The sequence below is a fragment of the Flavobacterium sp. genome (genome assembly GCF_044357305.1).
In the GTDB taxonomy this organism is placed as follows: domain Bacteria; phylum Bacteroidota; class Bacteroidia; order Flavobacteriales; family Flavobacteriaceae; genus Flavobacterium.
Genome location: NZ_JBIKPS010000007.1, coordinates 63,841 through 77,132, shown reverse-complemented (window position 1 = coordinate 77,132; position 13,292 = coordinate 63,841). Strand labels below are relative to the sequence as shown.

At 32.6% G+C, this 13,292-nt stretch carries 15 protein-coding genes and 1 tRNA gene; 10 read left to right on the top strand and 6 right to left on the bottom strand.

Annotated elements, in window-relative coordinates; translation table 11 throughout:
• Positions 1-150: 150 nt before the first annotated feature.
• Positions 151-900 (top strand): DUF4197 domain-containing protein, encoded by a 750-nt coding sequence (locus ACIQ2J_RS06705; protein WP_396167785.1) that lies wholly within the window; start codon positions 151-153, stop codon positions 898-900.
• Positions 901-1,074: 174 nt separating this feature from the next.
• On the opposite strand, the gene ACIQ2J_RS06700 is transcribed toward ACIQ2J_RS06705, so the two are convergent.
• The 4 genes from ACIQ2J_RS06700 to prfA form a co-directional block, all read right to left on the bottom strand.
• Complete coding sequence (locus ACIQ2J_RS06700) at positions 1,075-1,857, bottom strand: alpha/beta fold hydrolase (protein WP_396167781.1); 783 nt, start codon at positions 1,855-1,857, stop codon at positions 1,075-1,077.
• The gene (locus ACIQ2J_RS06695; protein WP_396167778.1) at positions 1,854-2,354 is read right to left on the bottom strand and encodes a hypothetical protein; all 501 of its coding nucleotides are present in this window, start codon (positions 2,352-2,354) and stop codon (positions 1,854-1,856) included. The genes ACIQ2J_RS06700 and ACIQ2J_RS06695 overlap by 4 nt, the downstream gene beginning before the upstream one ends.
• Positions 2,355-3,176 carry an orotidine-5'-phosphate decarboxylase gene (pyrF, locus tag ACIQ2J_RS06690; RefSeq protein ID WP_396167776.1) on the bottom strand — a complete coding sequence of 274 codons (822 nt, stop codon included), beginning with the start codon at positions 3,174-3,176 and terminating at the stop codon, positions 2,355-2,357. It abuts the gene before it with no gap.
• A gap of 286 nt (positions 3,177-3,462) precedes the next feature.
• Positions 3,463-4,536, bottom strand: a complete 1,074-nt coding sequence (gene prfA, locus ACIQ2J_RS06685) for a peptide chain release factor 1 (protein WP_396167774.1) — start codon at positions 4,534-4,536, stop codon at positions 3,463-3,465.
• 103 nt (positions 4,537-4,639) lie between these two features.
• On the opposite strand from prfA, the gene ACIQ2J_RS06680 reads away from it, so the two are divergent.
• The 6 genes from ACIQ2J_RS06680 to ACIQ2J_RS06655 all read left to right on the top strand — a co-directional run bounded on the left by ACIQ2J_RS06680 (position 4,640) and on the right by ACIQ2J_RS06655 (position 10,067).
• Positions 4,640-5,143, top strand: a complete 504-nt coding sequence (locus ACIQ2J_RS06680; RefSeq protein WP_396167771.1) for a DUF6265 family protein — start codon at positions 4,640-4,642, stop codon at positions 5,141-5,143.
• A 288-nt stretch (positions 5,144-5,431) separates the two neighbouring features.
• Complete coding sequence (locus ACIQ2J_RS06675) at positions 5,432-5,965, top strand: AAA family ATPase (protein WP_396167769.1); 534 nt, start codon at positions 5,432-5,434, stop codon at positions 5,963-5,965.
• 76 nt (positions 5,966-6,041) lie between these two features.
• Positions 6,042-7,937 carry an ATP-dependent DNA helicase RecQ gene (locus ACIQ2J_RS06670; RefSeq protein WP_396167766.1) on the top strand — a complete coding sequence of 632 codons (1,896 nt, stop codon included), beginning with the start codon at positions 6,042-6,044 and terminating at the stop codon, positions 7,935-7,937.
• Positions 7,938-7,996: 59 nt separating this feature from the next.
• A complete protein-coding gene (gene fmt, locus ACIQ2J_RS06665; protein WP_396167764.1) occupies positions 7,997-8,944 on the top strand; it encodes a methionyl-tRNA formyltransferase in 948 nt (315 codons plus the stop codon).
• Between the two features lie 182 nt (positions 8,945-9,126).
• Positions 9,127-9,399: an HU family DNA-binding protein gene (locus ACIQ2J_RS06660; RefSeq protein ID WP_395055022.1), complete on the top strand. Its 273-nt coding sequence runs from the start codon at positions 9,127-9,129 to the stop codon at positions 9,397-9,399.
• 107 nt (positions 9,400-9,506) lie between these two features.
• Entirely contained in the window at positions 9,507-10,067 is a 561-nt protein-coding gene (locus ACIQ2J_RS06655) for a YqgE/AlgH family protein (protein WP_396167761.1), read from the top strand.
• Here the strand turns inward: ACIQ2J_RS06655 and ACIQ2J_RS06650 are convergent.
• A complete protein-coding gene (locus ACIQ2J_RS06650) occupies positions 10,059-10,889 on the bottom strand; it encodes an aminotransferase class IV (RefSeq protein WP_396167759.1) in 831 nt (276 codons plus the stop codon). The genes ACIQ2J_RS06655 and ACIQ2J_RS06650 overlap by 9 nt on opposite strands.
• Before the next feature lie 52 nt (positions 10,890-10,941).
• The gene (locus tag ACIQ2J_RS06645) at positions 10,942-11,334 is read right to left on the bottom strand and encodes an START-like domain-containing protein (RefSeq protein ID WP_396167757.1); all 393 of its coding nucleotides are present in this window, start codon (positions 11,332-11,334) and stop codon (positions 10,942-10,944) included.
• Between the two features lie 142 nt (positions 11,335-11,476).
• Here ACIQ2J_RS06645 and ACIQ2J_RS06640 point away from each other — a divergent pair.
• The 3 genes from ACIQ2J_RS06640 to ACIQ2J_RS06630 all read left to right on the top strand — a co-directional run bounded on the left by ACIQ2J_RS06640 (position 11,477) and on the right by ACIQ2J_RS06630 (position 13,262).
• Positions 11,477-11,550 (top strand) — tRNA-Met (locus tag ACIQ2J_RS06640).
• Between the two features lie 54 nt (positions 11,551-11,604).
• Positions 11,605-12,960 carry a tyrosine-type recombinase/integrase gene (locus ACIQ2J_RS06635; RefSeq protein ID WP_396167755.1) on the top strand — a complete coding sequence of 452 codons (1,356 nt, stop codon included), beginning with the start codon at positions 11,605-11,607 and terminating at the stop codon, positions 12,958-12,960.
• Positions 12,961-13,127: 167 nt separating this feature from the next.
• Positions 13,128-13,262, top strand: a complete 135-nt coding sequence (locus ACIQ2J_RS06630; protein ID WP_396167752.1) for a DUF4113 domain-containing protein — start codon at positions 13,128-13,130, stop codon at positions 13,260-13,262.
• The last annotated feature ends 30 nt before the right edge of the window (positions 13,263-13,292 follow it).

Below are 13,292 nucleotides of genomic sequence, written 5' to 3'. Positions count from 1 at the left end.
TGAGTGCGCAATTTACGAATTTAATAATTTTATACCCTTTTAATTCCTCTAAATCTTTGCCAATTAAAACTACATTTAGTTTAATTTTAATACAATTTGAACATTGAGGCATTATATTTGCTTTAGCATTTAAAATTAAAACCAAAAAAGATGAAAAAAATATTCTATTTACTACTGATAGTTCCCATGATTGGAATGGCGCAATTGAAAAGTCTTCCTAAGAAAATTACCATTAAGAAACCTAATATATCTTTACCCAAAGTAACCCCAACTACTTCTGGATTATCAAACCCAATTGATATTTCGGCTGGATTAAAAGAAGCATTAAACAACGGAATAACCAAAGAAGTTTCTAAATTAACGGCTGTGGATGGTTTTTTGAAAAATGAAGCGGTCAAGATAATTATGCCTGCCGAATTGCAAAAAGTGGAGAGTACTCTAAGAAAATTAGGTATGGGTAATTTAGCCGACCAAGGAATTACAGCAATGAATAGGGCCGCAGAAGATGCGGTTAAAGAAGCCACTCCAATTTTTGTTTCGGCCGTAAAAAACATGAATATCACCGATGCCAAATCAATACTTCTTGGAAGTGAAAATGCAGCAACAGTTTATCTTCAGGGAACTACCAACAAAGATTTGTATGCTAAATTTAGCCCTGTGGTAAAGCAATCTATTGGAAAAGTTGGTGCGGATGTAATTTGGAATACTATAATTACCAAATACAATAATATTCCATTTGTAACCAAAGTCAATCCAGATATTACGGACTATGTTACCAATAAATCTATGGAAGGAGTTTTCAAAATGATTGCTGTAGAAGAAAAAAATATTAGAACCGATTTAAAATCAAGAACTTCCCCTTTATTGCAAAATGTTTTTGGTTTGTTGAATAAAAAATAATTTGTAAAAAATTAATAATCAAACACATAAGAATAACATTCTCTTAACATTGCTATAGGGAAAAGAACGGACATTTGCAGTGTTATAAATGAGGATTTGTAATTTTGTTTGGTTTAGTTAAGTTAATAAAATTGCCAGTGTTTGTTAAGCATTGGCATTTTTTTTGTCTCAAAATTAATTTTGCTGAATAAAAGCAATAACTTCTTGATTAAAAATAGTGGGTTGTTCTACATTCACCACATGTCCACAGTTTTCAACTACAAATAATGTAGACGATTTAAAATGTTTCTCTACCACTTTTCTAACAGAAGGCAAAAACATATAATCTTCTTGTCCCATTACATAAAAGGTTGGAATATTTAACTCTTGCTGGCGAAACCATTTTAGCACCGGGTTAATTTCTGCAGTGAGTTTGAACCATCGAATGAACTCTTTTTGGTAGAGTTTTTTGGCTTCGTTTATGAATAATAACCGAGATTGTTTGTGGTTTTTATTGGGCATGATTACAAATGCAAAAAATCGGTACAATACCAAATAAGGTAATACATATTTGAAGATATTCCCTAATTTCATTAGGATTTGGGAACGGAAATTCATTTTTAAAATGGCACCTCCCATAATCATGCTTTTCACTCTATTGGGATGCACTTCGGCCAATTGCCGAATAACGATAGTACCCAAGGATATTCCTATAAAATGGGAAGTTTTTATTTTTAGATGATCTAGTACTTCCAAAACATCTTCGGCAATAGATTGGAACGTATATTTTTGTTGGAATGCTTTTTTTATTAGTTCGTTGGAATTTCCGTGACCGCGTAAATCCAATAACAATACATTAAAATGCTTTTGAAACTCCCGTATTTGCTTGAACCATATAGACGAACTTCCTCCTGCGCCATGCACAAAAGTCACCCATTCCTTAGAGTTTTCGTTGTTGTATATGGTATAGGCTATCATAATTTATTAAAATAGGATGCAATTCTTTTGAAATTAGTTAGTAATAAATAGCCTAGTACTAAATTAATTCCGCTAGAAATCCAATTGAAATAATTGATAGTATAAATATTATTTTCTGTAGAATGTATTTTAGTTTTAAATGCTTGAAAAGTATGGTTTAAAAAACTTGGTAAGTAATCTAAAACTAAAAATCCACCTATAATTAGTACTGCAAATTTTAATAAATTTTCGTTATTAAGATTTTCAAATTGGATTCTATCTTCATCAAATCCTTGATCTAATTTTAATTTATCAATAATGAAATCCGTTTTAAAAATAAGAACATAAACCAACAATAACGATAAGAATATCATTCCGAATACAAACAAGAACAGCATTGGAATAAAATCATTTGGTAGTGTGGATACATAACCTGGAACTATAGAAAACAAGGTGATAATTCCAGAATAAAATCCGAAAATCTTAATTAGAACTCTAAATAAATCGCGTTTTGTCATCTAAAAATTGGTGTTAATAATTGTTTTCATTTCCAATTGCATTTTCAAGGCTTCTGCTCTTGCTTTTTCGGCAAAATCAATTCCATTTGAAGCAAAAATTATTCCTCGAGAAGAATTGATTAACAAACCTACATTCTTACTCATTCCGTATTTACAAACTTCTTGCAGGCTTCCGCCTTGAGCTCCAACTCCGGGAACTAATAAGAAACTATCAGGAATTATTTTTCTAATCTCCGTAAAATATTCTGCTTTGGTGGCTCCAACTACATACATTAAATTCTCGGAATTTTTCCACGATTTAGACGTTTCAATTACTACTTTATAGAGTTCTTTTCCGTCAACATTTTTGGTTTGAAAATCAAATGCGCCTTCGTTAGAAGTCAGTGCCAACATTATGGTATGTTTGTCTTTAAAGGCCAAAAAAGGTTCTACAGAATCTTTACCCATATAAGGGGCAACGGTTACGCTATCAAAATTCAAATCTTCGAGAAAAGCTTTGGCGTACATGGTTGAAGTATTTCCGATATCGCCACGTTTTGCATCGGCGATAGTAAATATTTCTGGATGTTTTTCATTAAGATAATTTATTGTTTTTTCTAAGGATTGCCATCCTTTAATTCCATAGGCTTCGTAAAAAGCAGTGTTGGGTTTATAGGAAACACACAAATCGTGAGTGGCATCAATTATTGCTTTATTGAATTCAAAAATTGGGTCTTCGAGTTCTAGTAAATGCTGTGGTATTTTAGTCAAATCAACATCCAAACCAATACATAGAAAGGATTTTTTGATTTGAATTTGTTCAATTAATTGTTCAGTAGTCATTGTTGTGTGTTTAACGGCAAAGTTCGCAAAGTTTTTGCAAAGTTCACCATGAAAACCGAAACAAAAATAAAAATGGTATACTAATTAGCCCCGATTGAAGTGAAAATCCTGTCATTGTGATAATGATTTGGTGTATTGAATTGCTTGGTGCCTCACAATGACAGATTGAAACGAAAAGCGGGAAATGCCATTACCGATAAGTCCCGAGCATTTCGCTTCAAAAAAAATGCCAAACTAAATCTAGCTTGGCATCTTTATTATTTAATCTATATTCTATTATCTCTTTCTATAAAACTTCGCTTTCTTTCAGTTTCTCCATGTTGTTTACCAGCTGAAGTTCGTCTACAAATTTTTGGATTTTTCCATTCATAACCCCATCCATGTCAAAAACGTCTAGTCCAACTCGATGATCGGTTACACGACCTTGGGCATAGTTGTAAGTACGGATTTTAGCCGAACGGTCCCCGGAACTTACTTGTGAAGTACGCGTAACCGCATCTTCCGCTTGTTTTTTAGCTAATTCTTGTTCGTATAAACGGGAACGTAAAACGGTAAAAGCTTTGTCTTTATTTTTATGTTGTGATTTTTGATCTTGACATTGCGCCACTAATCCTGTAGGAATGTGGGTTAAACGAACTGCCGATTTAGTAGTGTTTACTGATTGTCCACCAGGTCCTGAGGAACAAAAGAAATCCACACGAACATCGTTCATGTCAATTTGTACGTCAAATTCTTCTGCTTCTGGCAAAACCATTACGGTTGCTGCTGAAGTATGCACACGACCTTGTGTTTCCGTTTGAGGAACCCGCTGCACGCGGTGAACACCAGCTTCAAATTTTAAAGTTCCGTAAACATCTTCACCGGTAACTTCAAAAATAACCTCTTTAAATCCGCCAGAAGTTCCTTCGTTCATATCTACCACTGAGGTTCTCCATCCGCGGGCTTCGCAATATTTAGTATACATTCGGAATAAATCTCCAGCAAAAATAGAAGCTTCATCCCCACCAGTGCCGGCACGAATTTCAACCATAACATTCTTAGCATCTTCAGGGTCTTTAGGAATCAAAAGAAATTTTATCTCCTCTTCCAATTCTGGCAAACGCTCTTTAGCTTCTTCCAATTGCATTTTGGCCATTTCTACCATTTCAGGATCGCTACCATCGGCAAGAATTTCGTTGGCTTCTTTTATGTTTCCATCTAGAGTAACGTATTCTTCTCGCTTCTCCATTAGGTTTTTTAATCCCTTATATTCTTGATTTAGTTGAACATAACGTTTTTGATCGGCAATAACATCGGGTTGAATAATCAAATCCGAAATCTCGTCGAAACGCTGTTTTACATATTGAAGTCTATTTAACATTTTGTATTCTTTAATTGGAGTGCAAAAGTAATAAAAAAAGTGTTCAGTTAACAGTGTTCGGTTGGCAGATTTTTCATAGTATTGTAGTATTAAATATTTGGATATGAAAAAAATTGCATTCTCTATAGCAACTGTTGCCTTAATCTTAGTTATTTCTTGTAATAAATACGATGCGAAAGGCAATTTGATAAAAGAATATAACGAATTGCAAAAAGCCACTTGGCTTCTTGGAGAATGGGAAAAAACGGATAGCTTAGGAACCTTAAAAGAAATTTGGACTAGTAAAGACGATAGCACTTTTATTGGACAATCCTATTATATTCAAAACGAAAAAGATACGTTTCATGATGAACAAATAGAATTGGTGCAAGATGGGGAACATCTTATATATATCGCAACAATTAAAGGGGAAAATAACGATACTCCCATTCCGTTTCAAATGACAAATGACCAAGATAGTTTATTGGTTTTTGAAAATCCAAAACATGATTATCCTCAAAAAATCCAATACAAACTAATGAAAAATCATAGTTTGGTTGCTATTATTTCTGGTAAAGTAAAGGGTAAAATTACTTCGCAGAGTTATCCTATGACAAAGAAAAAATAAATTATTTTAGTTGACTATATTAAAGAATAATTTCAAAGTAAAATTTATTTGCAGTCTTCGAATATGTATTTACAATACTAAGTTAATTTTTTTATCATCCAACTTTAATTGTTATGTGGTAATTAATGCTCTAAAAGGCTAATATTTAAATCTATTACGGGTATTAGTTTTAAGAAAGCCTTAGATTAAAGACCAAACTGCAATTTATATTTAACGGAAAATAAAACCCTTAAACAATTCCAATTATCTAAAACAAATCAATAAATTTGCCCCTTATTTCCAAAAATTTTGAAGAAACAAATTGTAGTTATTATTGGTGGTCCCGGAACAGGAAAAACAACCATCATTGACGGCTTACTAGCCAAAGGATATTGCTGCTATCCCGAGATTTCTCGCGAGGTAACTATGGAAGCCAAAAAACAAGGAATCGAACAGTTGTTTTTAGAGAATCCGTTGCTTTTTAGCGAACTACTTTTAGAAGGCAGAAAAAAGCAATTCCACAATGCTGTAGCAGAAACACACGATATTGTATTTCTAGACCGAGGAATCCCAGATGTTTTAGCCTACATGCACTATATTGGCGATAGTTATCCTGCATTTTTTGATCTTGCTTGTCGCGAACACTCTTACACTAAAATATTCTTGCTTCCACCTTGGGAAGAAATTTATATAAGCGATGACGAACGTTACGAAAACTTTGAACAAGCCAAACTCATCTACAACCACCTTACCGAAACCTACGAAAAATACGGTTACAATTTAATTGAAGTTCCTAAAGGTACCGTGGAAGAACGCATTCATTATATTATAAATCAATTATAAACTCGTTTTTATTACATTTACAACATCATTGCATCCTATACATAATTCCTAATTTGTAATTCGTAATTGATTAAAAATGTCCAATCCGTTAGCTATTCTAAAACAATACTGGAAACACGATGCGTTTAGAACACCGCAAGAAGAAATTATTGCAGACGTTCTAGACGGAAAAGATGCCTTTGGTTTAATGCCTACTGGTGGCGGAAAATCGGTTTGTTTTCAAGTTCCTGCTATGCTTATGGAAGGGATTTGCTTGGTAATATCGCCCCTGGTTGCCCTAATGAAAGACCAAGTAAACAACCTACAAAACAAAGGAATTAAAGCCATCGCCCTTACTGGCGGCATTGCATCCGATGAAATAATTGACCTTTTAGACAATTGCCAATTTGGTAATTACAAATTTTTATACCTTTCTCCTGAACGACTGCAAAGCGACTGGGTTTTGGAACGCATTAAAAACCTACCTATAAATCTTATTACCATTGATGAAGCGCATTGTGTATCCCAATGGGGACATGATTTTAGACCGGCGTATTTGAAAATTGCAAAACTCAAAGAGTATTTTCCTAAAGTTCCTTTTTTGGCTTTAACGGCATCGGCAACCAAAAGAGTGCAAGAAGATATTTTGGTGCAATTGCAAATGAATAATCCACAGATTTTTACCAAGTCTTTTGCAAGAGAAAATTTAGCCTATATGGTTTTTAATGTGGAAGATAAACTCCACTTGATGGAGCAAATTCTAAAGAAAAATCCGGAGCCTTCCATAATATATGTAAATAACAGAAAAGCTTGTTCCGAAACTGCCAACCAGTTGCAATCGTTAGGATATACGGCTACGTATTACCATGGCGGACTTTCTTCCAAAGAGAAAGAAAAGCAAATGCAGCTTTGGATGGATGAAAAAGTGCAAATTATTGTTGCTACCAACGCCTTCGGAATGGGAATAGACAAAGCCAATGTGAAAATAGTAATCCATTTGCACATTCCGCCAAATCTAGAAAACTACTATCAAGAAGCAGGTCGTGCGGGCAGAAATGGCGAAAAAGCATTTGCAGTTTTACTCACCAATCCATCCGATGTTATTCATGTAGAAGCCCAATTTTTAAGCATATTATCCGATAAGGCATTTTTAAATTTGGTATTTATCAAACTTTGCAATTATTTTCAAATTGCCTATGGCGAAGGAATGGATGAAAAGTTTACCTTTAACATCAACCATTTTTGTACTAAATACAGTTTTTCTGTTTTGAAAGTTTACAATGCCCTGCAGTTTCTAGACCGACAAGGAATTCTTACATTATCGCAAGAATTTTCTGAAAAAATAACGCTACAATTTTGTATTCCTTCCAAAGAAGTTATGCGGTACATCAGTTTAAATCCGCAAGATGAGGAAGTAATTCTTACCATCTTACGCACCAATCCAGGGGTTTACGAATCGCAATCGGTGTTAAATCTTTCTTTGATTGCTAAAAAATCCAATGCCGAGGAAAATCAAGTTTTAGCAATTCTTCATAAATTAAATGAAAAAGGAATCATAGAATTGCACTCCAAAAGCAACGATGCTTCCATCACTTTTAATGAAGTTCGCGAAGACGAAAGAACTATTAGTAGAGTTGCAAAATATCTTGAAGCGCAAAACCAACTTAAAACTAGTCAACTAAAATCAGTTCTACAGTATATTAAGGAAGATACTAAATGCAAAAGCAGGTTGCTGTTGGAGTATTTTGGAGAAGCGGTTACTGATGATTGTGGAATATGCTCCTACTGTATATCTAAAGATAAAGTAAAAACCGATTTTGTAGTCCTTGCCGAAAAAATTATTGGACTTCTAAAAATTCAGGAATTGAATTCTAGAGATATTCAAAAATTATCCAAATATCCAAAAGACGATGTTATCTTTGTACTTCAAAATTTATTGGAAAACAATACTATTATCGTTCAAGCCAATAATTTATATTCGATAAAAAAATAATATTAAAAAAATATTGAGATTGCTTTGCCACGTGCCTCGCAGCCCCTCGCAATGATACTATGGAAAAATTAAGAATCGTTTTTATGGGTACGCCCGAATTTGCTGTGGGTATTTTAGACTCCATTCTAAAAAATAACTACGAAGTGGTTGGCGTAATCACCGCTGCCGACAAACCAGCAGGTCGCGGACAAAAAATAAAATATTCGGCAGTAAAAGAATATGTTTTAGATCACCAATTGCATTTATTGCAACCTACCAATTTAAAAGACGAACATTTTTTAGAGGAATTAAAAAGTTTAAACGCCAATTTACAAGTGGTTGTTGCTTTTAGAATGTTACCCGAAGTAGTTTGGAAAATGCCTAAGTTGGGTACGTTCAATCTTCACGCTTCCCTCTTGCCCGATTATCGCGGAGCGGCACCTATTAATTGGGCTATCATCAATGGCGAAACCAAAACTGGAGTTACTACTTTTTTTATTGATGATAAAATAGATACTGGTGCTATTATTCTAAGTAAAGAAACTCCTATTGCTTTTACTGAAAATGCTGGAGCGCTTCACGACAGATTAATGAATTTAGGATGTGATGCCGTAACGGAAACTTTAGAATTAATAGAAAAAGGAGAAGCAACCACCACTATACAAAATGATTCTAGTGAAGATAAAACAGCTTACAAACTAAATAAAGACAATTGTAAAATTGATTTTACAAAATCAGGAATTGATATCTATAACCTTATTAGAGGGCTTTCTCCTTATCCTAGTGCTTGGTGTACTATTATAGATGATGAAACAGAATCGAGTGTTAAGATTTATGATGCTAAATTACAATTAGAGACACATTCAGAAACCATTGGAAAACTGCTTACCACCAAGAAAGAGTTACGAATTGCAGTCCTAGGAGGTTTTTTAGAAATAACAAGTTTGCAGTTTCCAGGAAAAAAGAGAATGAATACAGCCGAATTATTAAACGGAATGTCGATTTCTAACCATGCAAAAGCCTTGTAAAGCATAGTAAACATTGAAAATTCAGACAAAAAAACAATAAAAAAACAGTCTTTTATTAACAAAACCCTAGAGTTATCAACAAAATTAGCTAAAATAACATCAATCACTTGTGTAGTGTGTAATTTCTACTAAATTTGTTTTGATTAACAACAATTTTTAACCAACAATTAATAACTATTATTATGAACAAATCAGAATTAATCGATGCTATTGCTGCTGATGCAGGAATTACAAAAGCTGCTGCAAAATTAGCTTTAGAGTCATTTTTAGGAAATGTAGGATCTACTTTGAAAAAAGGAGGAAGAGTTTCTTTAGTAGGTTTCGGATCTTGGTCAGTTTCTAACAGAGCTGCAAGAGATGGTAGAAACCCTCAAACTGGAAAAACTATTAAAATTGCTGCTAAAAATGTAGTGAAATTTAAAGCTGGAGCTGAATTAGAAGGTTCAGTAAACTAGTCAAGTTTCCAATTCAATATAAAATCACGCTATTGGCGTGATTTTTTTTTGAAATAAAACTAGATAATAGTGTTATTATTTGTACTTTTAAATAAAAATGTTCCATTATGATTTCAGAAAAACTTCAAAAGGGACAACTCCTTATTGCAGAACCTTCTATTTTAGGAGATGTTTCCTTTAACAGGTCCGTCATTTTGCTTGCTGAGCATAATGAAGAAGGCTCTGTAGGGTTTATCCTAAACAAACCACTAGATTTCACTATTAGCGACTTACTTCCAGAAATTGAAGCGTCGTTCAAGATATACAATGGCGGACCTGTAGAACAAGATAATTTATATTTTGTTCATAGCATTCCAAAACTAATAACTAATAGTGTAGAGATTTCCAATGGCATTTATTGGGGAGGTGATTTTGAATTAACCAAAAGCCTTATAAATGACGGAAAAATAAATAAAGAAGATATTCGATTTTTTCTTGGTTATACTGGTTGGGGAGAAAAACAACTAGAAACAGAACTCCAAGACAATTCGTGGATTATTGCAATCAACAATCTTAAAAAAGAAATATTAAGCAAATCATCTAAACAATTCTGGAAAGAAAAAATAAACGAATTGGGCGGAGAATATATTATATGGTCTAACGCCCCTGAAAATCCGGGTTTAAATTAAATTATTTAATTTTTGAAGCAATTCTTTAGCAAAGACATTTGAAAATGTTTTTTTTCGGTATTGGGTAATGGGTTGAATTCCCATAATTATATTTGTAATAAATAATTCATCGGCTTTTTGTAAATCAAATGGCGAAATAGACTCTTCAACCACTTCCAATCCTTCTATTTTTTTGGCAATAGCAAGCACTTGTTTTCTAACAATGCCATTTAAACAACCATCTTCAATAGGCGGGGTAACGAGTTTGCCATCTATTAGCAGGAACAAATTACCATTTAAAGATTCGACTACATTTTTTTCATTATTAAGCAATAAGCAGTTTTGCAAATCATTTTCTTGAGCAAAAATACTACCTGTTATATTGATAATTTTATTGGTAGTTTTTATAGTAGAAAGCAATTGTTTTGCAATAAAAAAATCTTTATACAAGTCTACTTCATAGTTGGCATCTGTAAAAGAATATAAAGCATTAGCCAATGGAGAAGCCTGAATAACAAAAGAAATCGTTCTGGTTTCTGGCGTATAAAATCCACCGTCATTTCTATAAACAGTAAAACGAATTCTTGCAGAAGCTTCACAATTATTGGTTATAGCAGTGCTTAATATTTGCTCTTCTAGATATTCTAAAGTAAAATTATTAGGTATTTGCATTCGCACAATTCGCATAGAAGCCATTAATCTAAAATAATGATCTTCCAGAAAAAGTATTTTATTGTTTACCACTTTTAAAGTTTCGAAAACACCATCGCCATAAAGAAATCCGCGATTGGAGGCCGATAAACAAATATCTGAAGAAAGAAAAGAACCGTTGCAATTAATCATAAGAAAATCCTGTTAAAAACAGGGCAAATATAACTTTAAAAAAGTGATTATTTTAAACAGATCCAATAATATGTTTTAAATCGGAGACTTGATTTTCCCATAATTTAATAGATTCATCCATTTCGTCTTCTTCAGCAAAATCTACAATCAAAAGAGAAACATCTTTAGTAATTTCGTCTTCTAGAATTCGAATTTCGAAGTAATATTCCGTATCATTTTTATCCTCGTCAATCCATTTAAATTTCACTTTCTCACCTGCTTTTTTAGAAACTAAACGAGCATTTTCTTCAGAACTATTCCATTCAAAAGTATAAAATTCTCCACGAGAATTAACACTATCGGCAAACCATTCTTGCAATCCAGAAGGCGATGAAATATAGGGATATAATAATTGAGGCGATGAATTAATCGGGAACTCGATCTCGTAACGAACTTTAGGCGTCATAGTATAAATTTTTATAAATATATAATTTTTATTTAAAAAACAGCCAAAGAAAAAAAATATTTTATTTTATTGACCTAATATTTGTATGCTGTAATATTAGTATTATATTTGCACCCGCGTTCAAAGGCGCACAACCCCTCATGGCGAGGTAGCTCAGTCGGTTAGAGCGCAGGATTCATAACCCTGAGGTCGAGAGTTCAAATCTCTCTCTCGCTACAAAGATTAAAGTCAATAAACAAGCGGATTTGTGTTCACATATCCGCTTTTTTTATGTCTTCAATTTTCTTACTTTTACAAACCGTACACGATATCGTACACGATTTGCCAATGACATCTAACTTTTCGAAACCAAAAATTTATACTGGAGGCGCTGATATTAGCCAATGGAACAAACTCTCTAAACAAGAAAAAGAGGATGCTTTATCAAAAGATTGGTATGCCTATTTTTCATTTAGAAACCCAAAAACAGGAAAATTAGAACGTCAATCCAATATTAAAGCTGGAGTAAATAGACTAAAAACAAAAGAAGAACGAATTGATATGCTTGAAAAAATTCAAGCTAAAATTATTTTTTTGCTTAAACAGGGGTTTAATCCATATCAAGATAATTCTCTATTAGAAGAAAAATTAGATCCCAAAAAAGGCATTATTAATACTCCTGTTGTAATACCTATTGAAGTTGAAGAAAAAATTCAAGGAAAAGTTGAAGAAGAAATAATTATTGAAAAAGAATACTCTATTCGGGAAGCATTTGATTTTGGATTAACAATCAAAAAAAATGTTTTAAGTAAAACTTCTTATAGTGGTTTTCAAGGAAGAGTTAATAGATTTATTATTTGGTTAAATGAAAATGGGAATCCAACTCATAAAATATCAACATTAACTAAAAAAACTATTATTAACTATTTAAACCATGTATTAGAAAACACTAGTGCTAGTAACCGAAATAATACTAGAGCAGATTTAAGCTCTTTAGTTCAGACATTAGTTGATAATGAATTAATGAAAGATAACTTTGTTAAAAACATTAATGTTCTAAAATCAGCACCAGAAAGAAACAAAACATATTCAAATACACAAGAAATTGATATTCTAAAATACGTTAAGGAAAATGATCCTATTTTATTGCTATTTATACAATTTATTTCTTACAACTTCTTAAGACCAGTAGAGGTGTGTAGACTAAAAATTGGTGATTTGGATCTAGAAGGTAAAAAGTTATTTGTAAGAGCAAAAAACAAAGCGGTTAAAGTTAAAATTATACCTCAAAAAATAATTGATTTATTACCTGATTTTTCCAAAATGAATCCAGATCATTATCTATTTACTCCAAATCAAATTGGTGGGGAATGGAAAACAGAAGAAAATAACCGAAGAGATTATTTCTCTAAAAGATTTAAGATTATTAAAGATCATTTTGGATTGAACGAAGATTATGGCTTATATAGTTTTAGACACACCGCTATAACTAATCTTTATAAGGAATTATGCAAAACACTAACCCCTTTTGAAGCCAAAAGTAGATTAATGCAAATTACTGGACATCAAACAATGGAAGCTCTTGAAAAATATTTAAGAGACATTGATGCTGCTTTACCTGATGATTATTCTCATTTATTAAAGTAATTTATAAAAAAACTTTTTATTTTACTTATTCATTTCTTGTTTAGTCCTAGTTTCCCTTAAAACAGCTCTTTGTTTGCTTCATTTTGATAATTAATATTGCGTTCATTACAAAATATTATTATGCGGTTTCGGCTTCCTAACCTTTGGAGAGTTTTGTCATAGACAAAATGAACAAAAGCTTCGGCACCAACAAAGTTAAATTTGCCAGCCAATCCCTAGGCGAACAATGGAAAATGAAACAAGGAAAAATAACGCCATCTTTAAACACAAAAATTAAAGAAATTATCGCAATAAATGTATAATTTTGTAAGATTACTTTTATATATTTGTTA